Source organism: Streptomyces triculaminicus (genome assembly GCF_017349075.1).
Taxonomy (GTDB): Bacteria; Actinomycetota; Actinomycetes; order Streptomycetales; family Streptomycetaceae; genus Streptomyces; species Streptomyces triculaminicus.
Window position 1 is genome coordinate 418,754 of the sequence record NZ_JAFMOF010000002.1, and the last position, 20,937, is coordinate 439,690.

Consider the following 20,937-nt stretch of genomic DNA (forward strand, 5'->3'; position numbering starts at 1 on the left):
CCGTTCCCTGCCCGGTTTCCCGTTCCGCTCGCGGGGCCGGCGCAGGGCCGCGTTGTTCGCCACGGCCTGTGCGCTGCTGGTGGCCGGCTGCGGGGGCGGTGACGGCGGGGACGGTGCCGCCGCCCGGCAGCCCCGGCAGCCGGGTGGGGGTGCGCACAGTCAGGGGGCGGCGCGGGGTGTTCCGCAGGGGTTGCCGGGGATGCCGCCGCTGCTGGATCCCAACGATCTCTACGCGGCGGACCGGCCGAACGCGTTGTCGCCGGTGGTGAAGGACTTCCCGTCGCGGGTGTACGTGCCGAACACGGAGTCCGACACGGTCAGCGTGATCGACCCGGCGACGTACAAGGTGATCGAAACGATCCCGGTGGGCGAGCAGCCGCAGCACGTGGTGCCGTCGTGGGACATGAAGACGCTGTGGGTCAACAACGACCGTGGTCATACGCTCACCCCGATCGACCCGGCGACGGGGAAGAAGGGGAAGACGGTCGATGTGCACGACCCGTACAACCTCTACTTCACCCCGGACGGCAAGTACGCGGTGGTGATGGCGTCGATGGACCGTGAGCTGGTGTTCCGGGACGCGCACACGATGAAGCGGATGAAGACGGAGCATGTGAACTGCCTGGGGGTGAATCACGCCGACTTCTCGCCCGACGGGCGGTACTTCATCGTCAGTTGTGAGTTCTCGGGGGAGTTGCTGAAGGTCGACACGGCGCGGATGAAGGTGATCGGTCAGCAGAAGCTGCCGTTCGACGGGGCGATGCCGCAGGACGTGAAGATCTCCTCGGACGGCCGGACCTGGTACGTGGCGGACATGATGGCCGACGGGGTGTGGGTGCTGGACGGGGACAAGTTCACGGAGCCGTGGCTGATGCCGACGGGCAAGGGGGCGCACGGTCTGTACGTCAGCCGGGATTCGAAGTCGCTGTACATCTCCAACCGGGGTGAGGGTTCGATCTCGGTGCTGGATCTGCTGAGCCGCAAGCTGGTGAAGAAGTGGGAGTTGCCGGACGGCGGGAGTCCGGACATGGGCGGTGTGTCGGCGGACGGCAAGGTGCTGTGGCTGTCAGGGCGTTACAACAGCGAGGTGTACGCGATCGACACGACGGACGGGCATCAGATCGCGCGGATCAAGGTGGGCGACGGGCCGCATGGTCTGGCGGTCTATCCGCAGCCCGGGCGGTACTCGCTGGGCCACACCGGCATCTTCCGGTAGTGGCCCGGCCGCTTGGCCGCCGCGCCGTGTTCTAGGCGTCGTAGACGTCGACCCTGCCGGGCTTGGCGTCCTGGACGGCGCCGCTGAGGTTGCCCGCGCGGGAGACGAACTTGGAGGTGTCGACGCCGTTGTCCTTCAGGACGCGCAGGGCCGCTTCGTGGACGACGCGCAGGACGGGGGTGGCGGCCCGTAGTGCGTCGTCGGCCATGAAGCGGTGGCGCCAGGGCTTGTCGGCCCAGGCGTGGCGCAGTCCGAAGGGCTCGGGGAGGACGAGCTTGCCGCCCCAGTACTCGAGGAGGGGCGGGTACCAGGTGAGGGGGGCGCGGGCGGCGAGCCGTACGACCTCCCTGGGCTCGACGATGGGGAGGGTGCGGGTCCAGGTCTCCCAGAACTTGATGCCCTTTTTGAAGGTCTTGGTGCGGTTCTTGGGGCGGCCGTTGAAGACGGAGTGGGTGGGGCCGAGGGCGTAGCCGGTGACCTCGATGCGCAGGGTCTTGTGGAGGACGGTGACGTTGATGAGGAGATTGATGACGAGCTGGCCGTCCCAGAGGACGAACTGGACGCCGAGGTAGTGGCGGTCGCCGCTGCCGAAGTGTTGTTTGTCGCAGATGTCCTGGAGCTGGGCGCCCCTGATCTGGTACGAGGCGGCGTCGGTGCCGCCGGGGCGGGACACGGCGGAGGCGCCCTCGCCGATGGGGACGACGACCCAGTGCTCGACGTGGGGCGCGGTGAGGCCGCCGGTGTTGATGGGGGTGCGCTCGAGGAGCTTGAGCTGGTCGTGGATGGCGCGGGCGATGTCCCAGCTGCGGAAGGGGTTGATGTCCCGGCCGGGCTCGGCGGGGACGAGGTCCTCGGCGAGCTGCCAGCTGCCCCAGCGGGTGCCCATGCCGAGTATGCCCTTGGGGCCGGCGTAGAAGACGATGTTGCTCTGCTGCTCGGCGGAGAGCTTCTGCAGGCTCTGGCGGAGCTGTTCGGCGGCGCTCTCGCCGGGGTCGCGGGGCACGCTCTCGGGGATCTTGGCGGCGACGGCGCCGCCGTCGAGCAGCCCGGTCCAGCGGTCGCGCAGGTCCTTCGCGGTGCGCTCGCAGGCGGTCTTGGCCCAGAAGCCGCCGATCAGGGGGGCGATGACCATGGCGCGGAGGTAGAGGCCCCAGAAGCCGTGCAGCGGCGCCTTGACCATGGCGACGGCGATCACGACGGCGAGGGCGACGAGGAGGGTGGTGCCCAGGGCGCCGGCGCGCTTGTTCTGGGCGCCGGCGAGGCTGCGGCGCAGCTGGAAGGCGCCGAACCAGAGGAGGACGCCGGGCAGGAAGAGCAGGCCGAAGACGGCCATGATGACCGTCAGCTGGGCGTCGCGGATCTTGCGGATGCGGTTGGCGGCGAGGCAGTGCTCGACGATCACCTGGGGTTCGAGGCCGAAGGACTGGATGAGGGGCTTGCGGCCGCTGCCGAGCATGCGGGTCTGCACGGCGCGGGCGAAGGCCTCGCCGAGGTTGGGCTCGAAGAGGGAGATCAGGGGTTTCTTGACCTCCGAGGTGGCCCAGTCGGAGTTGGCCTTGAGGAGCTCGTCCACGGGCCCGTCGCGGTAGGCCGCGGAGGCCAGGGCCTGTGTCGCCGCGGTGCCTCCGGCACCGCCCGATACCGGGATCTGCGCACCCGGGCTGAAGTCGTACCCGTCTCCTGCCACCGCTGCCCCCAACCCCGCGCCCGTCCGGACGCGGGCCCGCTCCCGACTGCCGCCCACGGTCTGTGTCATGGGTCGCGTGCTCAGCGTAATGGGGCGGGGTGCCGGCTGTCGTGGGAGATCGGAAAGCCGCCCGCCCCAAGTGAGTTGGGGCGGGCGGCTTGTGAACTATGAGCCGTTCTCGGCCTGTTCGCGAACGCGGTCCGCGATCTGCGGGGGCATGGGCTCGTGCCGCGCGTAGGAACGGCTGAACCGTCCCGTGCCGTGCGAGAGGGAGCGCAGGTCCACCGCGTACCGGCCGATCTCGATCTCCGGTACCTCGGCGCGTACGAGCGTGCGGCCGGAGCCGGACTGCTCGGTGCCCACGACCCGGCCGCGCCGCCCGGACAGGTCGCTCATGACCGGGCCGACGTAGTCGTCGGAGACCAGGACGCGGACCTCGGCGACGGGCTCGAGGAGGTGGATGCGGGTCTCGGCGGCGGCCTCGCGCAGGGCGAGGGCGCCGGCGGTCTGGAAGGCCGCGTCCGAGGAGTCCACCGAGTGGGCCTTGCCGTCGAGGAGGGTCACCCGCACGTCGACCAGGGGGTAGCCGGCGGCGACGCCGCGCGCGGCCTGGGCCCGTACGCCCTTCTCGACCGAGGGGATGAACTGGCGGGGGACCGCGCCGCCCACGACCTTGTCGACGAACTCGATGCCGCTGCCGCCCGGCAGCGGCTCGACCTCGATCTCGCAGATGGCGTACTGGCCGTGGCCGCCGGACTGCTTGACGTGCCGGCCGCGGCCGGTGGCGCGGGAGCCGAAGGTCTCGCGGAGCGAGACCTTGTGCGGCACCACGTCGACCTGGACGCCGTAGCGGGTGCGCAGCCGCTCCAGGGCGACGTCGCGGTGGGCCTCGCCCAGGCACCACAGGACGACCTGGTGGGTGTGCGGGTTGTGCTCCAGGCGCATGGTGGGGTCCTCGGCCACCAGGCGCGCCAGGCTGTGGGAGAGCTTGTCCTCGTCCGCCTTGCTGTGGGCCTCGATCGCCACGGGCAGCAGCGGGTCGGGCATGAGCCAGGGTTCCATCAGCAGCGGGGCGTTCTTCGCGGAGAGGGTGTCCCCGGTCTCGGCGCTGACGAGCTTGGCGACGCAGGCGATGTCGCCGGCGATGGCCTGGGACAGCTGCCGCTGCTGCTTGCCGAAGGGCTGGGACAGGGCGCCGATGCGCTCGTCGACGTCGTGGTCCTCGTGGCCGCGGTCCTCGAGGCCGTGCCCGGAGACGTGCACGGTCTCGTCGGGCCGCAGGGTGCCGGAGAAGACGCGGACCAGGGAGACGCGGCCGACGTAGGGGTCGGAGGCGGTCTTGACCACCTCGGCGGCCAGCGGCCCGGCCGGATCGCACGTCAGCGGCGGGCGGGAGGAGCCGTCGGGGAGGTGACCTCCGGCGGCGTCCGTTCGGGCGGGGTGGGGAAGCCGCCGGTGATCAGCTCCAGCAGCTCCACGGTGCCCAGCCCCTGCCGGGCGCCCTCCTGGGCGGGGGCCGCGGCCAGCACCGGGTGGAAGCTGCCCCGGGCCACGGCCCGCTCGAGGTCCTCGACGAGGGTCTTGACGTCGATCTCCTCGCCGCCGAGGTAGCGGTCCATGAGGGTCTCGTCCTCGCTCTCGGCGATGATCCCCTCGATGAGGCGGTTGCGGGCCTCCTCGATCAGCGGGAGCTGGTCGTCGTCGGGCGCGGTCTCGGTGCGGGTGCCGGAGGAGTAGTCGAAGACGCGCTGGGTGAGCAGTCCGACGAGCCCGGCCACCGGGCGGTGGCCGTCGGGGCCCTCCTTTCCGTGCAGGGGGAGGTAGAGGGGCAGGACGCCGTCGCCGGACTCGCCGCCGAAGGCGGCACGGCAGGTCTCGGTCATCTCCTCGAAGTCCGCCCGGGCCGCCTCCAGGTGGGTGACCACGATGGCGCGCGGCATGCCGACGGCCGCGCACTCCTCCCACAGCATGCGGGTGGCGCCGGCGACCCCTTCGACGCCCTCCGCCGCCGAGACGACGAAGAGGGCCGCGTCCGCGGCGCGCAGACCGGCCCTCAGCTCGCCGACGAAGTCGGCGTAGCCGGGTGTGTCCAGCAGGTTGATCTTGATCCCGGCCCATTCGACGGGCACCAGGGACAGCTGTACGGAGCGTTGCTGGCGGTGTTCGATCTCGTCGTAGTCGGAGACGGCCGCGCCGTCCTCGACCCGGCCCGCCCGGTTCACCGCGCCGGTCGCCAGGGCCAGCGCCTCGACCAGCGTCGTCTTGCCCGAGCCGCTGTGGCCGACCAGCACCACGTTCCGGATGTTGCCCGGCCGGTCGGCCGCCACTGCTCTGCCCGCGGCCCCTGGATGTGCACTCGTCTTCTCGCCCATGTGCCTCGCCTCTCGGTCGACACCTGCGGTCCTTCGAGCTTTCCACCGTGGTCACGCTGCGTCCATACGTCGCACACGGGCGCGCAACCGTCCGCCCCCCGGGTGAGCCGGCGGCAGGGGGCGGCCGTGACGGGCGTGACCTGCGCCATGGCCCGGGGGAGCGATGTGTGCGCGGCGGCCCGGGACGGGCTGGCTACGATGGGCCAGCCGGTGGCCTTCCGACCACCCGGCCCGATCACTACCTTCCGGGAAGGCCATGCTGAACAAGTACGCGCGTGCTTTCTTCACGCGTGTTCTCACACCGTTCGCCGCCCTGCTCATCCGCCTGGGGGTCAGCCCCGACGCGGTGACCCTCATCGGTACCGGTGGAGTGGTGGCGGGCGCGCTGGTCTTCTACCCCCAGGGCGAGTTCTTCTGGGGAACGATCGTCATCACGCTGTTCGTCTTCTCCGACCTCGTCGACGGCAACATGGCGCGGCAGCTGGGCCGCTCCAGCCGCTGGGGCGCCTTCCTGGACTCCACCCTCGACCGCGTCGCGGACTCGGCGATCTTCGGCGGGCTCGCGCTCTGGTACGCCGGGCGGGGCGACGACCTCGCGCTGTGCGCGGTGGCGATCTTCTGCCTCGCCAGCGGCCAGGTCGTGTCGTACACCAAGGCGCGCGGCGAGAGCATCGGCCTGCCGGTGAACGTCAACGGCCTGGTCGAGCGCGCCGAGCGCCTGGTGATCTCGCTGGTGGCCTGCGGCCTCTCGGGTCTGCACACGTTCGGCGTGCCGCACATCGACATCCTGCTGCCCATCGCGCTGTGGATCGTGGCCGTCGGCAGCCTGGTCACCCTGATCCAGCGGGTGATCACCGTCCGCCGCGAGTCCGCCGAGGCGGACGCCGTCGCGGCCGGCGGGGGCGAGGCCGGGTGAGGGAACGCCTGACGGACGCGCTGTACGGGCTGGGCTGGGGCACGGTCAAGAAGCTCCCCGAGCCCATGGCCACGGCCCTGGGCCGGAACATCGCCGACACCGCCTGGAAGCGGCGCGGCCAGGGCGTCACACGCCTGGAGGCCAACCTCGCCCGCGTCGTGCCCGACGCCGGACCGCAGCGGCTCGCGGAGCTGTCCCGGGCCGGCATGCGCTCGTACATGCGCTACTGGATGGAGTCCTTCCGGCTGCCCGTCTGGAGTGAGGACCGCATCCGCTCCGGCTTCGCCCCGGAGGACCTGCACCACCTGGAGGAGGCGCTGGCCTCCGGGCGCGGCGTCGTCGCCGCCCTGCCCCACATGGGCAACTACGACCTGGCCGGGGCGTGGGTCACCACCCGCCTGGGGGTGCCCTTCACCACCGTCGCCGAGCGGCTCAAGCCCGAGACGCTCTACGACCGCTTCGTCGCCTACCGCGAGGGGCTCGGCATGGAGGTCCTGCCGCACTCCGGCGGCAGCGCCTTCGGCACGCTGGCCCGGCGGCTGCGCTCGGGTGGCCTGGTCTGCCTGGTGGCCGACCGGGACCTGTCCGCCTCCGGCATCGAGGTGACGTTCTTCGGCGAGGCGGCGAAGATGCCCGCCGGCCCCGCCGCGCTCGCCCTGCAGACCGGCGCCGTGCTGCTGCCGGTCACCCTCTGGTACGACAGCTCTCCGGTGATGCGCGGACGCATCCACGCCCCGGTCGAGGTGCCCGGCGAGGGCACCCGGGGGGAGAAGGCCACGGCCATGACCCAGGCGGTGGCCGACGCCTTCGCCTCCGGCATCGCCGAGCACCCCGAGGACTGGCACATGCTCCAGCGGCTGTGGCTCGCCGATCTCGACCGGCGGCCGCGGCCCGGCCACGACAAGAGCTCCGGAACGGAGAAGCCTTGAGGATCGGGATCGTCTGCCCGTATTCGTGGGACGTCCCCGGGGGCGTGCAGTTCCACATCCGTGACCTGGCCGAGCACCTGATCCGGCAGGGCCATGAGGTGTCGGTGCTGGCGCCCGCGGACGACGAGACGCCGCTGCCGCCGTTCGTCGTCTCCGCCGGGCGGGCCGTGCCCGTCCCCTACAACGGCTCGGTGGCCCGCCTGAACTTCGGCTTCCTGTCCGCCGCGCGGGTGCGCCGCTGGCTGCACGAGGGCGACTTCGACGTCATCCACATCCACGAGCCCACCTCGCCCTCCCTGGGCCTGCTGACCTGCTGGGCCGCGCAGGGCCCCATCGTGGCGACCTTCCACACCTCCAACCCGCGCTCGCGCGCCATGATCGCGGCCTATCCGATCCTGCAGCCCGCCCTCGAGAAGATCAGCGCGCGCATCGCCGTGAGCGAGTACGCCCGCCGCACCCTGGTCGAGCACCTGGGCGGCGACGCGGTCGTCATCCCCAACGGCGTCGACGTGGACTTCTTCGCCCGCGCCGAGCCCCGGCCCGAGTGGCAGGGCGGCACCATCGGCTTCATCGGCCGCATCGACGAGCCCCGCAAGGGCCTGCCCGTCGTGATGCGCGCCCTGCCCCGGATCCTCGCCGAGCGCCCCGGCACCAGGCTGCTGGTGGCCGGGCTGGGCGACGAGCGGGAGGCCGTGGCCTCCCTGCCCCCCGAGACGCGCGCCCAGGTCGAGTTCCTCGGCATGGTCAGCGACGAGGACAAGGCCCGCCTGCTGCGCAGCGTCGACGTCTACCTCGCGCCCAACACCGGCGGCGAGTCCTTCGGCATCATCCTCGTCGAGGCGATGTCGGCGGGCGCGCCCGTCCTCGCCAGCGACCTCGACGCCTTCGCGCAGGTCCTGGACCAGGGCGCGGCGGGCGAGCTGTTCGCCAACGAGGACGCCGACGACCTGGCCGCCGCGGCCGTCCGGCTCCTGGGCGACGCCGATCGCCGGGCCGAGCTGAGCGAGCGCGGCAGCCGGCACGTACGGCGCTTCGACTGGGGCACGGTCGGCGCCGACATCCTGGCCGTCTACGAGACGGTCGCGGCCGGCGCGGCGTCGGTGGCCACGGACGAACGCAGCGGCTTCCGCGCGCGCTTCGGCCTCGCCCGCGACTGACGGGGTCCCGTCCGACCACCGGCCGGGCTTCGCCCGCGTCCGACCGGGCTTCGCCCGCGACCGACCGGGACGAGCCGGGCGGGCCCGGTACTGTGACCTCGCGTGACCACATTGATCTGGATCGCGGCCGCCCTGGTCGTCATCGGCGTCTACCTGAGCTGGACCGCGGGCCGCCTGGACCGGCTGCACAGCCGCATCGACGCGGCGCGCGCGGCGCTGGACGCCCAGCTGCTGCGCCGTGCCTCGGTCGCCCAGGAGCTCGGCACCGCGGGCGTCCTCGACCCGGCCGCCTCGATGGTCCTCTACCAGGCCGCGCACGCCGCGCGGCAGGCGGAGGAGGAGCACCGCGAGGTCGCCGAGAGCGAGCTCAGCCAGGCGCTGCGCGCCGTCTTCGCCGAGGCGCAGCAGGCGGACGTGGTGCGTGGGGCGCCCGGCGGCGAGGAGTCGCTGGAGGAGCTGACCCAGGCCGTGCGGCGGGTGCCCATGGCCCGGCGGTTCCACAACGACGCGGTGCGGGCGGCCCGGGCGCTGCGCCGGCACCGTAAGGTGCGCTGGTTCCGCCTCGCGGGCCACGCGCCGTTCCCGATGGCCTTCGAGATGGACGACGAGCCTCCGGCCGTACTGGGCGACCGGACAGGCCACTGACCGCGGATTGGCCCTTTTCCCGGCCCTCGCGCCCTGGGTTTGATGACGCTGCAGCTTCACCGCCCTTGATAGCGAGGTCACATCGTGTCCACCCCCACCACCGCCCAGACCCCCGAGACCGGCACCGCGCGCGTCAAGCGCGGCATGGCCGAGCAGCTCAAGGGCGGCGTGATCATGGACGTCGTCAACGCCGAGCAGGCAAAGATCGCCGAGGACGCCGGCGCCGTCGCGGTCATGGCCCTGGAGCGGGTGCCCGCCGACATCCGCAAGGACGGCGGCGTGGCCCGGATGTCCGACCCGAACATGATCGAAGAGATCATCGAGGCCGTCTCCATCCCGGTCATGGCCAAGTCCCGCATCGGTCACTTCGTCGAGGCCCAGGTCCTGCAGTCCCTCGGCGTGGACTACATCGACGAGTCCGAGGTCCTCACCCCGGCCGACGAGATCAACCACTCCGACAAGTGGGCGTTCACCACCCCCTTCGTCTGCGGTGCCACCAACCTGGGCGAGGCCCTGCGCCGCATCGCCGAGGGCGCGGCCATGATCCGCTCCAAGGGCGAGGCCGGCACCGGCAACGTCGTGGAGGCCGTGCGCCACCTGCGTCAGATCAAGAACGAGATCGCCAAGCTGCGCGGCTTCGACAACAACGAGCTGTTCGCCGCCGCCAAGGACCTGCGCGCCCCGTACGAGCTGGTCAAGGAGGTCGCCGAGCTCGGCAAGCTGCCGGTCGTGCTGTTCTCCGCCGGTGGCGTGGCCACCCCGGCCGACGCCGCGCTGATGCGCCAGCTCGGCGCGGAGGGCGTCTTCGTCGGCTCCGGCATCTTCAAGTCGGGCGACCCGGCCAAGCGCGCCGCCGCCATCGTGAAGGCCACCACCTTCTACGACGACCCGAAGATCATCGCGGACGCCTCCCGCAACCTGGGCGAGGCCATGGTCGGCATCAACTGCGACACCCTTCCCGAGGACCAGCGCTACGCCAACCGCGGCTGGTAACACCCGTTCTTCCCCAGGTGGGCGGCCCGCGTCAGGTGCGGGCCGCCCACCGGCGGTCGTACATCCGAGAGGTAGTCCCCCCGTGTCCACCCCCACCATCGGCGTCCTCGCTCTCCAGGGCGACGTCCGCGAACACCTCATCGCCCTCGCCGCGGCCGACGCGCTCGCCCGCCCGGTGCGCCGCCCCGAGGAGCTCGCCGAGGTCGACGGCCTGGTCATCCCCGGCGGCGAGTCCACCACCATGTCCAAGCTCGCGGTCGTCTTCGGGATGCTCGAGCCGCTGCGCGAGCGCGTACGGGCCGGCATGCCCGTCTACGGCACCTGCGCGGGCATGATCATGCTCGCGGACAAGATCCTGGACGGCCGTGAGGACCAGGAGACGCTCGGCGGCATCGACATGATCGTGCGCCGCAACGCCTTCGGCCGGCAGAACGAGTCCTTCGAGGCGTCGGTCGAGGTGGCCGGCATCGACGGCGGCCCCGTCGAGGGCGTCTTCATCCGCGCCCCCTGGGTCGAGTCCGTGGGCGCCGCGGCCGAGGTCCTCGCCCGGCACGACGGGCACACCGTCGCCGTGCGCCAGGGGAACGTGCTGGCCACGTCCTTCCATCCGGAGCTCACCGGAGACCACCGCGTCCACGGCCTGTTCGTGGACATGGTGCGCGCGGCGCAGTAGCCCGGTCCCGGTAGGATCTCTGTCGTTCGTTACGAATTGGGTTACGCGAAGGAGACAGGCGGATGTCCGGCCACTCTAAATGGGCTACGACGAAGCACAAGAAGGCCGTGATCGACGCCAAGCGCGGCAAGCTCTTCGCGAAGCTCATCAAGAACATCGAGGTCGCGGCCCGCATGGGTGGCGTCGACATCGAGGGCAACCCGACGCTCTACGACGCCATCCAGAAGGCCAAGAAGCAGTCGGTTCCGAACAAGAACATCGACTCCGCGGTCAAGCGCGGCGGCGGCCTCGAGGCCGGCGGCGCCGACTACGAGACCATCATGTACGAGGGCTACGGCCCCAACGGCGTCGCGGTGCTCATCGAGTGCCTCACCGACAACCGTAACCGCGCCGCCTCCGACGTGCGCGTCGCCATGACCCGCAACGGCGGTTCGATGGCCGACCCGGGCTCGGTGTCCTACCTGTTCAACCGCAAGGGCGTCATCATCGTCCCCAAGGGCGAGCTGACCGAGGACGACGTGCTCGGCGCGGTCCTGGAGGCCGGCGCCGAGGAGGTCAACGACCTCGGTGAGAACTTCGAGGTCATGAGCGAGGCCACCGACCTGGTCGCGGTCCGCACCGCGCTCCAGGAGGCGGGCATCGACTACGACTCCGCCGAGGCCAACTTCGTGCCCACCATGCAGGTGGAGCTCGACGAGGACGCCGCGCGCAAGATCTTCAAGCTGATCGACGCCCTCGAGGACAGCGACGACGTGCAGAACGTCTTCGCCAACTTCGACGTCTCCGACGACGTCATGGCGAAGGTCGACGCGTAGGCGTTCCGGCTGCGGTCGGCGGACGGGCCGGCGGGACACGCGTCCCGCCGGCCCGTCGCGTTGTCAGTGGCGGCCGATAGCCTGCTGCGGCAGGTGGAACCGGCTGATCGGAGGGGGGCGGGACAATGCGGGTGCTGGGTGTGGACCCGGGGCTGACGCGGTGCGGCGTCGGGGTGGTCGAGGGCGTCGCGGGCCGGCCGCTGCGCATGGTGGGGGTCGGCGTCGTCCGCACCCCCGCGGACGCGGAGGTCGCCGACCGGCTCGTCCTCATAGAGCGCGGCATCGAGCAGTGGCTCGACGAGTACCGCCCCGAGTACGTCGCCGTCGAGCGTGTCTTCAGCCAGCACAACGTCCGTACGGTCATGGGCACCGCCCAGGCCAGCGCGGTCGCCATGCTCTGCGCCGCCCGCCGCGGCCTGCCCGTCGCCCTGCACACCCCCAGCGAGGTCAAGGCCGCCGTCACCGGCTCCGGCCGGGCCGACAAGGCCCAGGTCGGCTCCATGGTCACCCGGCTGCTGCGGCTCGACGCGCCGCCCAAGCCCGCCGACGCCGCCGACGCCCTGGCGCTGGCGATCTGCCACATCTGGCGGGCCCCGGCGACCAACCGCCTGCAGCAGATCGCCGCCGCGCACCGGCGCGTCACCGCTCCCGTACGACTCCCGAAGGGCACCCGATGATCGCCTTCGTCTCCGGGCCGGTCGCGGCCCTCGCACCGGACACCGCCGTCGTCGAGGTCGGCGGGATCGGCATGGCCGTCCAGTGCACCCCCGGCACGCTCTCCGGGCTGCGCGTCGGCCAGCAGGCCCGGCTCGCCACGTCCCTCGTCGTCCGCGAGGACTCCCTGACGCTCTACGGCTTCGCCGACGACGACGAGCGGCAGACGTTCGAGCTGCTGCAGACCGCCAGCGGCGTCGGCCCCCGGCTGGCGCAGGCCATGCTCGCCGTGCACAGCCCCGACGCGCTGCGGCGCGCGTTCGCGTCCGGCGACGAGAAGGCGCTCACGGCCGTGCCGGGCATCGGCAAGAAGGGCGCGCAGAAGCTGTTGATCGAGCTCAAGGACCGCCTCGGCGCCCCGGTCGGGTCCGCCGCCGCGGCGGTGGGCGCCCCCGTCACGCAGGGGTGGAGCGACCAGCTGCACGCCGCGCTCGTCGGGCTCGGTTATGCCACGCGCGAGGCGGACGAGGCCGTCGCGGCGGTCACGCCCCAGGCCGAGGCCACCCTCGCCGAGGGCGGCCTGCCGCAGGTGGGCTCGCTGCTGCGCGCCGCGCTGCAGACTCTGAACCGGGCCCGCTGAGACCGCCGAGAAGTACCCCGCCGAGCACTTCCGACCGTGAGGTTTTGAAACCGTGAACTGGGACGACGAGTCCGCACCCGTCACCACAGGTGATGGCGACCGCCTGGTCGAGGCCGCCGCCGACGGCGAGGACCGGGCCGTCGAGGCCGCGCTGCGCCCGAAGGACCTGGGCGAGTTCGTCGGCCAGGAGCGGGTCCGCGAGCAGCTGGACCTCGTGCTGAAGGCCGCCCGCGCCCGGGGCGCGACCGCCGACCACGTCCTGCTGTCCGGCGCTCCCGGGCTCGGCAAGACCACCCTCTCGATGATCATCGCGGCCGAGATGGGCGCCCCGATCCGCATCACCTCGGGCCCCGCCATCCAGCACGCCGGCGACCTGGCCGCGATCCTGTCCTCCCTCACCGAGGGGGAGGTGCTCTTCCTCGACGAGATCCACCGCATGTCCCGCCCCGCCGAGGAGATGCTCTACATGGCGATGGAGGACTTCCGGGTCGACGTCATCGTCGGCAAGGGCCCCGGCGCCACCGCCATCCCCCTCGAGCTCCCGCCGTTCACCCTGGTCGGCGCGACCACCCGGGCCGGTCTGCTGCCGCCCCCGCTGCGCGACCGCTTCGGCTTCACCGGCCACATGGAGTTCTACGCCCCGCTCGAGCTGCAGCGCGTCATCCACCGCTCGGCCCGGCTGCTGGGCGTGGAGATGGAGGAGGCGGGCGCCGCCGAGATCGCCGGCCGCTCCCGGGGCACGCCCCGCATCGCCAACCGCCTGCTGCGCCGCGTCCGCGACTACGCCCAGGTCAAGGCCGACGGGGTGGTGACCCAGGAGATCGCCGCCCAGGCCCTGCAGGTGTACGAGGTCGACGCCCGGGGCCTGGACCGGCTGGACCGTGCCGTGCTCGGCGCGCTGCTCAAGCTCTTCGGCGGCGGTCCCGTGGGCCTGTCCACCCTGGCGGTGGCCGTGGGCGAGGAGCGCGAGACGGTCGAGGAGGTGGCGGAGCCGTTCCTGGTGCGGGAGGGGCTGCTGGCGCGTACGCCCAGGGGCCGCGTGGCCACTCCGGCGGCCTGGGCGCACCTCGGGCTGACGCCTCCCGGACAGGGCTCGACGGGCCCCGGCCAGCAGGGACTCTTCGATCGGTGACGGTGTGGGTACTGGTCCGCCCAGGAACCGCGGTGCCATGCTGGGCGTTGTTCCATAGGTGCGGGCTCGCTTAGACTCCGCCGATGCCGTCCGTACCGGTGCGGCATACCACCCCCGTAGACCAGGCCGCGTCCCCAAGCGGTCGTGTGAAGGAAACCCCGTCCCGTGAATATCGTGACTCTCCTGCCGTTCATCGTGCTTATCGGGGCCATGTTCCTGATGACCCGGTCGGCGAAGAACAAGCAGCGCCAGGCGATGCAGATGCGCGACCAGATGCAGCCGGGTACCGGTGTCCGGACGATCGGCGGCATGTACGCCACCGTCAAGGAGATCCACGAGGACACGGTCCTCCTCGAGGTCGCCCCGAGCGTGCACGCGATCTTCGCCAAGAACTCCATCGGCGCCGTGCTCGAGGACGCGGAGTACAACCGCATCGTCCACGGCCTGGAGCCGGAGGAGACCCCGGTGGTCCCGGACGACGCCTCCGCGCTGACCGAGGCCGTCGAGACCGGTGAGCCCCCGGCCGAGCAGAAGATCGACCTGGGCAAGGGCGCGGCCGCCGGCGACGAGGCGAAGAAGGCCGACGAGCCGAAGAAGGCCGACGACGCGGCCGAGGCGGAGACCAAGGACGCGAAGCGGGACGGCGACACCGACGCCAAGTAGCTGCTTTCCGGAACCGCGGAGCACCCGACGAGCGGTGCACCGCGGTTCCGTTACGGTCTAGGCTCCGGCGGGGGCAGGTCCCCACAACACATCGTGGCCGTCCGGCGAACACCCGACGCCCGGCGGTTGGACAGGGAGAAACGACAAGGTGGCAGCACCGAAGAAGGGCCGCAGGTCCCCGGGCGGCCAGGGGAGGCCGGGCCGTGTCCTGGCCCTGATCCTGATCGCCATGGTGGCGCTCACCGGGGGGATGTTCGCCTCCGGGCACACCACGCCGCGGTTGGGCATCGATCTGGCGGGTGGCACGAGCTTCACGCTGGAGGCCAAGAACCAGCCCGGCAGGCCCAACGCGATCAACGCGACCAACATGAACACGGCCGTCGGCATCATCGAGCGGCGTGTCAACGGTCTCGGTGTCACCGAGGCCGAGGTCCAGACGCAGGGCGACAACCACATCATCGTGAACATCCCCAAGGGGACGGACGCGAAGCAGGCCCGTCAGCAGGTCGGCACCACCGCCCAGCTCGGCTTCCGGCCCGTTCTGACCGCCACTGCCGGTGTCAAGACCCCTGAGCCCGTGCCCGGCGCGACGGGCAAGGACAAGGGCGACAAGGGCAAGCAGGACGAGAAGAACGGCGACAAGAGCAAGGACGACAAGAGCACCGGGGCCACGACCAAGCCCTCCGGCGCGCCGTCCCCGACCGCCAGCGCCAAGCCCCAGGGCCGTCCGGTCACCGACGCCCTGAAGGCCGACGAGGCCGACGCCACCCCGGGTGCCTCCGCGTCCGGCAAGCCGGACGCGAAAAAGGACGACAAGAAGGCGCCGACGCCCACCCCGGCGCCCGGTGGCGACGCGGCCGCCCTGCAGAAGAAGCTCGACGCCCTGGACTGCTCCACCAAGGAGGGCCGCGCCAAGGCCAACGAGGCCGCCGCCGCCTCCGCGCCGACCGACATGATCGCCGCGTGCCGCAAGGACGGCCAGGTCAAGGAGATCCTGGGCCCGGTGGCCGTCGAGGGCACCAACGTCAGCGGCGCCAGCGCCGTCTTCGACACCCAGCAGGGCAAGGGCTGGCTCGTCCAGCTGAAGTTCGACTCCGCCGGCGCCAAGAAGTTCGCGCAGGTCACCGGCCAGCTGGCCACCAAGCAGTCCCCGCAGAACCAGTTCGCCATCGTCCTGGACGGCGAGGTCGTCTCCGACCCGTCCGTGAGCACCTCGATCGGCGGCGGCTCGGCGGAGATCTCCGGCGGCTTCACCCAGCAGAGCGCCTCGGAACTGGCCAACGTGCTGTCCTACGGCGCCCTGCCGCTGTCCTTCGACGTGGTCAACGAGACCACCGTGACCGCCGCGCTCGGCGGCGAGCAGCTGCGCGCCGGTCTGGTCGCCGGTGCCATCGGCCTCTTCCTGGTGATCGTCTACCTGGTCGCGTACTACCGCGGTCTCGCGCTCGTCGCCCTCGCCAGCCTCGCGGTCTCCGCGATCCTCACCTACACGATCATGGTGCTCCTCGGCCCGGCCATCGGCTTCGCGCTGAACCTGCCGGCCGTCTGCGGCGCCATCGTGGCGATCGGCATCACCGCCGACTCCTTCATCGTCTACTTCGAGCGCATCCGGGACGAGATCCGCGAGGGCCGCACGCTGCGCCCGGCCGTGGAGCGCGGCTGGCCGCGCGCCCGCCGCACCATCCTGGTCTCGGACTTCGTCTCCTTCCTCGCCGCCGCGGTGCTCTTCGTCGTCACCGTCGGCAAGGTGCAGGGCTTCGCGTTCACGCTCGGCCTGACCACGCTCCTCGACGTCGTCGTGGTCTTCTTCTTCACCAAGCCGCTCATGACGATCCTCGCCCGCCGGAAGTTCTTCGCCAGCGGTCACCCCTGGTCCGGCCTGGACCCCGCCCGGCTGGGCGTCAGGCCGCCGCTGCGGGCCTCCCGCCGCCGTTCCGCCCCCGTCGACCCGAAGGAGGCGTGAGATGTCGCGACTCGGCAACCTCGGTGCCAGGCTCTACCGCGGTGAGGTCGGCTACGACTTCGTCGGCAAGCGGAAGATCTGGTACGGCATCTCGATCCTCATCACCATCACGGCCATCGTCGGCCTGGCGGTGCGCGGCCTGAACATGGGCATCGAGTTCTCCGGCGGCGCGGTCTTCAACACGCCCCCGACCTCGGTGTCGGCCACCCAGGCCCAGCGGACGGCGGAGGACACCTCCGGCCACGCCGCCGTCGTCCAGAAGCTGGGCAACAAGACCCTCCGGGTCCAGGTCAGCGAGCTCACCACCGAGCAGTCGCGCAAGACCCAGGAGGCGCTGGCCAAGAAGCTGGACGTCCCGGTCAACAAGATCAACACCGACATCGTCGGCCCGAGCTGGGGCGACCAGATCGCCAAGAAGGCCTGGACGGGCCTGGGGATCTTCATGATCCTCGTGGTGATCTACCTGGCCATCGCCTTCGAGTGGCGGATGGCCGTGGCCGCCCTGGTGGCGCTGATCCACGACCTCACCATCACCGTCGGCGTCTACGCGCTGGTGGGCTTCGAGGTCACCCCGGGCACCGTGATCGGTCTGCTGACCATCCTCGGCTACTCCCTCTACGACACCGTCGTCGTCTTCGACGGTCTCAAGGAGAGCTCGAAGGACATCACCAAGCAGACCCGCTTCACCTACAGCGAGATCGCCAACCGCAGCCTCAACGGCACGCTGGTCCGCTCGATCAACACCACCGTCGTGGCGCTGCTGCCGGTCGCCGGCCTGCTGTTCATCGGCGGCGGCTTCCTCGGCGCGGGCATGCTCAACGACATCTCGCTCGCCCTCTTCGTCGGCCTCGCGGCCGGCGCCTACTCCTCGATCTTCATCGCCACCCCGCTGGTCGCCGACCTCAAGGAGCGCGACCCGCAGATGAAGGCCCTGACCAAGCGCGTGCGTGCCCGGCGCGCCGCCGACGCGGCCAAGGCCGAGGCGGGCGACGCGTCGGCCAACGCGGCGGGCGAGGACGAGGACGTGCAGGACGCGGCGGCGGGCGTCGTCGGCCAGCGCGGCGAGGACGCCGGTCGCAGCCGCGGCCGCGGCGGCCGTCCCTCGGGGAAGCGCCGATGAGCGCCACCAGCGCCTTCGGCGCCGACCAGGAGCTGCGCACGCTGCTGCTCAGCCGGATCCACGACGTTCCGGACTACCCCAAGCCGGGCGTGACGTTCAAGGACATCACCCCGCTGCTCGCCGACGCCACCGCGTTCGCCGCGCTGACGGACGCCTTCGCCGGGCTGTGCCGTGAGTACGGCGCCACCAAGGTCGTCGGCCTGGAGGCGCGCGGCTTCATCCTCGCCGCCCCCGTGGCCGTACGCGCCGGGGTCGGCTTCGTGCCCGTGCGCAAGGCGGGCAAGCTGCCCGGCGCCACGCTCGGCCAGGCCTACGCGCTGGAGTACGGCACCGCCGAGATCGAGCTGCACGCCGATGCGCTCGTCCCCGGCGACCGGGTCCTCGTCATCGACGACGTCCTGGCCACCGGCGGCACCGCCGAGGCCTCGCTCAAGCTGATCCGCCGGGCGGGCGCCGAGGTGGCGGGCGTCGCGGTGCTGATGGAGCTCGGCTTCCTGCCGGGCCGCGAGCGCCTGGCCGGCGAGCTCGCCGGGGCGCCCCTGGAGGCGCTGATCACGGTCTGACCGTCCTACTGCGCCGCACGGCGCGCGAACGGCCCCGAGGCGGGCACCGGGAAGCTCCCGGTGCCCGCCTCGCGTTATGCCTGACGTCCCCTGTGACGCCGGCGGCCGCACGGCGGTCCGGCGGCCGGGATCGATACCATGGCAGTCCGGACCTGATCGGGGGGCCGGAACGCATGAGGAGTGCTCTTGCCAGACGAGGTTCAGCCGCTCTCCCCCAGACTCCGTCCGGGGGGACCCCCAGCCGCCCAAGAAGACAAGGCGTCTCCCGAGGCCGCGGCGGGCAAGGGCACGCCCGCCGGCCCCGCCCGGAGCACGAGCCCCGCCCGGAGCACGAGCGGTCCCGCGCCCGCGACCGACGGGAGCAAGGCGGCCGAACCGCCCCAAGGCCGCCCCGCAGGCCCCGCCCCGGCCGCACCGGCCCGCGCGGCCGCCGGCCAGGGCGCGGTCTCCCACCGGCTCCTCCAGCCGGGTCCGCGCCCGCCTCGCCCGTCTGGGCGTACAGCGCTCCAACCCGTACAACCCGGTGCTCGAGCCGCTGCTGCGCATCGTGCGCGGCAACGACCCGAAGGCCGACACCACCACGCTCCGCCAGATCGAGCGCGCCTACCAGGTCGCCGAGCGCTGGCACCGCGGCCAGAAGCGCAAGAGCGGCGACCCGTACATCACCCACCCCCTCGCCGTCACCACGATCCTCGCCGAGCTGGGCATGGACCCGGCCACCCTGATGGCCGGCCTGCTGCACGACACCGTCGAGGACACCGAGTACGGCCTGGAGGACCTGCGCCGGGACTTCGGCGACCAGGTCGCCCTCCTCGTGGACGGCGTCACCAAGCTCGACCGCGTGCAGTTCGGCGAGGCCGCGCAGGCGGAGACCGTCCGCAAGATGGTCGTCGCCATGGCCAAGGACCCGCGCGTCCTGGTCATCAAGCTCGCCGACCGCCTGCACAACATGCGCACCATGCGCTACCTCAAGCGGGAGAAGCAGGAGAAGAAGGCCCGCGAGACCCTCGAGATCTACGCCCCGCTGGCGCACCGGCTGGGCATGAACACCATCAAGTGGGAGCTGGAGGACCTCGCCTTCGCGATCCTCTACCCCAAGATGTACGACGAGATCGTCCGCCTCGTCGCCGAGCGCGCCCCCAAGCGCGACGAGTACCTGGCCGTCGTCACCGACGAGGTGCAGGCCGACCTGCGCGCCGCCCGCATCAAGGCGACCGTCACCGGCCGCCCGAAGCACTACTACAGCGTCTACCAGAAGATGATCGTGCGGGGCCGCGACTTCGCCGAGATCTACGACCTGGTGGGCATCCGCGTCCTCGTCGACACCGTCCGCGACTGCTACGCGGCGCTCGGCACCGTCCACGCCCGGTGGAACCCGGTCCCGGGGCGGTTCAAGGACTACATCGCGATGCCCAAGTTCAACATGTACCAGTCGCTGCACACGACGGTCATAGGGCCCAGCGGCAAGCCCGTCGAGCTGCAGATCCGCACCTTCGACATGCACCGCCGCGCCGAGTACGGCATCGCCGCGCACTGGAAGTACAAGCAGGAGGCCGTCGCCGGCGCCTCCAAGATCCGCACCGACGTGCCCAAGAACGCCGGCAAGAACCAGGACACCGTCAATGACATGGCCTGGCTGCGGCAGCTTCTGGACTGGCAGAAGGAGACCGAGGACCCGGGCGAGTTCCTGGAGTCCCTGCGCTTCGACCTCTCCCGCAACGAGGTCTTCGTCTTCACGCCCAAGGGCGACGTCATAGCGCTGCCGGCCGGCGCCACCCCCGTCGACTTCGCCTACGCCGTCCACACCGAGGTCGGCCACCGCACCATAGGGGCGAGGGTCAACGGGCGGCTGGTGCCGCTGGAGTCGACCCTCGACAACGGCGACCTGGTCGAGGTCTTCACCTCCAAGGCGGCCGGTGCCGCACCCTCGCGGGACTGGCTGGGCTTCGTGAAGTCCCCGCGCGCCCGCAACAAGATCCGCGCCTGGTTCTCCAAGGAGCGCCGCGACGAGGCCATCGAGCAGGGCAAGGACGCCATCGCGCGGGCCATGCGCAAGCAGAACCTGCCGATCCAGCGCATCCTCACCGGCGACTCGCTGGTCACCCTCGCCCACGAGATGCGCTACCCCGACATCTCCTCCCTCTACGCCGCCATCGGCGAGGGCCACGTCGCGGCCCAGGGCGTGGTGCAGAAGCTCGTCCAGGCGCTGGGCGGCGAGGACGCGGCCACCGAGGACATCGAGGAGGAGGCGGCGCCGATCCGGGGCCGCTCCAAGCGGCGCTCCAGCGCCGACCCGGGTGTGGTCGTCAAGGGCGTCGACGACGTCTGGGTCAAGCTGGCCCGCTGCTGTACGCCCGTCCCCGGCGACCCGATCATCGGCTTCGTCACCCGGGGCAACGGCATCTCGGTGCACCGCGCCGACTGCGTGAACGTCGACTCGCTCTCGCAGCAGCCCGAGCGGATCCTCGAAGTCGAGTGGGCGCCCACCCAGTCCTCGGTCTTCCTCGTCGCCATCCAGGTGGAGGCGCTGGACCGCTCCCGGCTGCTGTCGGACGTCACCCGCGTGCTGTCCGACCAGCACGTCAACATCCTCTCGGCCGCCGTGCAGACCTCCCGCGACCGGGTGGCCACCTCGCGGTTCACCTTCGAGATGGGCGATCCCAAGCACCTGGGGCACGTGCTCAAGGCGGTGCGCGGTGTGGAGGGCGTCTACGACGTCTACCGCGTGACGTCGGCCCGCAGGCCGTAAGCGGACATGCGTAAGGGGCTCCGGCCATGGCCGGAGCCCCTTACGTCATG

Annotated in this window: 16 protein-coding genes and 2 pseudogenes; 16 read left to right on the top strand and 2 right to left on the bottom strand. The window is 71.7% G+C overall.

Annotation, left to right across the window (positions count from 1 at the left end; all coding sequences use genetic code 11):
- The first annotated feature begins 7 nt into the window (after window positions 1–7).
- Window positions 8–1,216: a YVTN family beta-propeller repeat protein gene (locus tag J1792_RS11955; RefSeq protein WP_207247772.1), complete on the top strand. Its 1,209-nt coding sequence runs from the start codon at window positions 8–10 to the stop codon at window positions 1,214–1,216.
- 31 nt (window positions 1,217–1,247) lie between these two features.
- Here J1792_RS11955 and J1792_RS11960 read toward each other — a convergent pair whose 3' ends face one another.
- Window positions 1,248–2,972: an AbeC-like domain-containing protein gene (locus J1792_RS11960; RefSeq protein WP_242645884.1), complete on the bottom strand. Its 1,725-nt coding sequence runs from the start codon at window positions 2,970–2,972 to the stop codon at window positions 1,248–1,250.
- 96 nt (window positions 2,973–3,068) lie between these two features.
- Window positions 3,069–5,275 (bottom strand): annotated as a pseudogene (locus J1792_RS11965) (elongation factor G-like protein EF-G2).
- 256 nt (window positions 5,276–5,531) lie between these two features.
- On the opposite strand from J1792_RS11965, the gene pgsA reads away from it, so the two are divergent.
- The 15 genes and pseudogenes from pgsA (at window position 5,532) to J1792_RS12040 (ending at window position 20,887) form a co-directional block, all read left to right on the top strand.
- Window positions 5,532–6,191: a phosphatidylinositol phosphate synthase gene (gene pgsA / locus J1792_RS11970; protein ID WP_086573680.1), complete on the top strand. Its 660-nt coding sequence runs from the start codon at window positions 5,532–5,534 to the stop codon at window positions 6,189–6,191.
- The gene (locus tag J1792_RS11975) at window positions 6,188–7,120 is read left to right on the top strand and encodes a phosphatidylinositol mannoside acyltransferase (protein WP_086573678.1); all 933 of its coding nucleotides are present in this window, start codon (window positions 6,188–6,190) and stop codon (window positions 7,118–7,120) included. Before pgsA ends, J1792_RS11975 begins: the two co-directional genes overlap by 4 nt.
- Window positions 7,117–8,277: a glycosyltransferase family 4 protein gene (locus J1792_RS11980; protein ID WP_086573676.1), complete on the top strand. Its 1,161-nt coding sequence runs from the start codon at window positions 7,117–7,119 to the stop codon at window positions 8,275–8,277. The genes J1792_RS11975 and J1792_RS11980 overlap by 4 nt, the downstream gene beginning before the upstream one ends.
- 102 nt (window positions 8,278–8,379) lie before the next feature.
- Window positions 8,380–8,922 (top strand): hypothetical protein, encoded by a 543-nt coding sequence (locus J1792_RS11985; RefSeq protein ID WP_086573675.1) that lies wholly within the window; start codon window positions 8,380–8,382, stop codon window positions 8,920–8,922.
- Between the two features lie 81 nt (window positions 8,923–9,003).
- On the top strand, window positions 9,004–9,915 hold the full coding sequence (gene pdxS / locus J1792_RS11990) for a pyridoxal 5'-phosphate synthase lyase subunit PdxS (RefSeq protein ID WP_086573673.1): 912 nt from the start codon (window positions 9,004–9,006) through the stop codon (window positions 9,913–9,915).
- An 82-nt stretch (window positions 9,916–9,997) separates the two neighbouring features.
- Window positions 9,998–10,588: a pyridoxal 5'-phosphate synthase glutaminase subunit PdxT gene (pdxT, locus tag J1792_RS11995; protein ID WP_086573671.1), complete on the top strand. Its 591-nt coding sequence runs from the start codon at window positions 9,998–10,000 to the stop codon at window positions 10,586–10,588.
- 62 nt (window positions 10,589–10,650) lie between these two features.
- Window positions 10,651–11,403 (top strand): YebC/PmpR family DNA-binding transcriptional regulator, encoded by a 753-nt coding sequence (locus tag J1792_RS12000; RefSeq protein ID WP_086573669.1) that lies wholly within the window; start codon window positions 10,651–10,653, stop codon window positions 11,401–11,403.
- A gap of 125 nt (window positions 11,404–11,528) precedes the next feature.
- Window positions 11,529–12,080 carry a crossover junction endodeoxyribonuclease RuvC gene (ruvC, locus tag J1792_RS12005; RefSeq protein ID WP_086573668.1) on the top strand — a complete coding sequence of 184 codons (552 nt, stop codon included), beginning with the start codon at window positions 11,529–11,531 and terminating at the stop codon, window positions 12,078–12,080.
- The gene (gene ruvA / locus J1792_RS12010; RefSeq protein WP_207247208.1) at window positions 12,077–12,697 is read left to right on the top strand and encodes a Holliday junction branch migration protein RuvA; all 621 of its coding nucleotides are present in this window, start codon (window positions 12,077–12,079) and stop codon (window positions 12,695–12,697) included. Before ruvC ends, ruvA begins: the two co-directional genes overlap by 4 nt.
- 52 nt (window positions 12,698–12,749) lie before the next feature.
- Window positions 12,750–13,829, top strand: a complete 1,080-nt coding sequence (ruvB, locus tag J1792_RS12015) for a Holliday junction branch migration DNA helicase RuvB (RefSeq protein WP_207247209.1) — start codon at window positions 12,750–12,752, stop codon at window positions 13,827–13,829.
- A 165-nt stretch (window positions 13,830–13,994) separates the two neighbouring features.
- On the top strand, window positions 13,995–14,492 hold the full coding sequence (gene yajC, locus J1792_RS12020; protein ID WP_086573663.1) for a preprotein translocase subunit YajC: 498 nt from the start codon (window positions 13,995–13,997) through the stop codon (window positions 14,490–14,492).
- A 148-nt stretch (window positions 14,493–14,640) separates the two neighbouring features.
- Window positions 14,641–16,455 carry a protein translocase subunit SecD gene (gene secD, locus J1792_RS12025; protein ID WP_207247210.1) on the top strand — a complete coding sequence of 605 codons (1,815 nt, stop codon included), beginning with the start codon at window positions 14,641–14,643 and terminating at the stop codon, window positions 16,453–16,455.
- A gap of 1 nt (window position 16,456) precedes the next feature.
- Window positions 16,457–17,575, top strand: a complete 1,119-nt coding sequence (secF, locus tag J1792_RS12030; RefSeq protein ID WP_207247211.1) for a protein translocase subunit SecF — start codon at window positions 16,457–16,459, stop codon at window positions 17,573–17,575.
- Window positions 17,572–18,138, top strand: coding sequence for an adenine phosphoribosyltransferase (locus J1792_RS12035; protein WP_207247212.1), 567 nt, complete (start codon window positions 17,572–17,574; stop codon window positions 18,136–18,138). Before secF ends, J1792_RS12035 begins: the two co-directional genes overlap by 4 nt.
- Before the next feature lie 186 nt (window positions 18,139–18,324).
- A pseudogene (locus tag J1792_RS12040) lies at window positions 18,325–20,887 on the top strand (RelA/SpoT family protein).
- The last annotated feature ends 50 nt before the right edge of the window (window positions 20,888–20,937 follow it).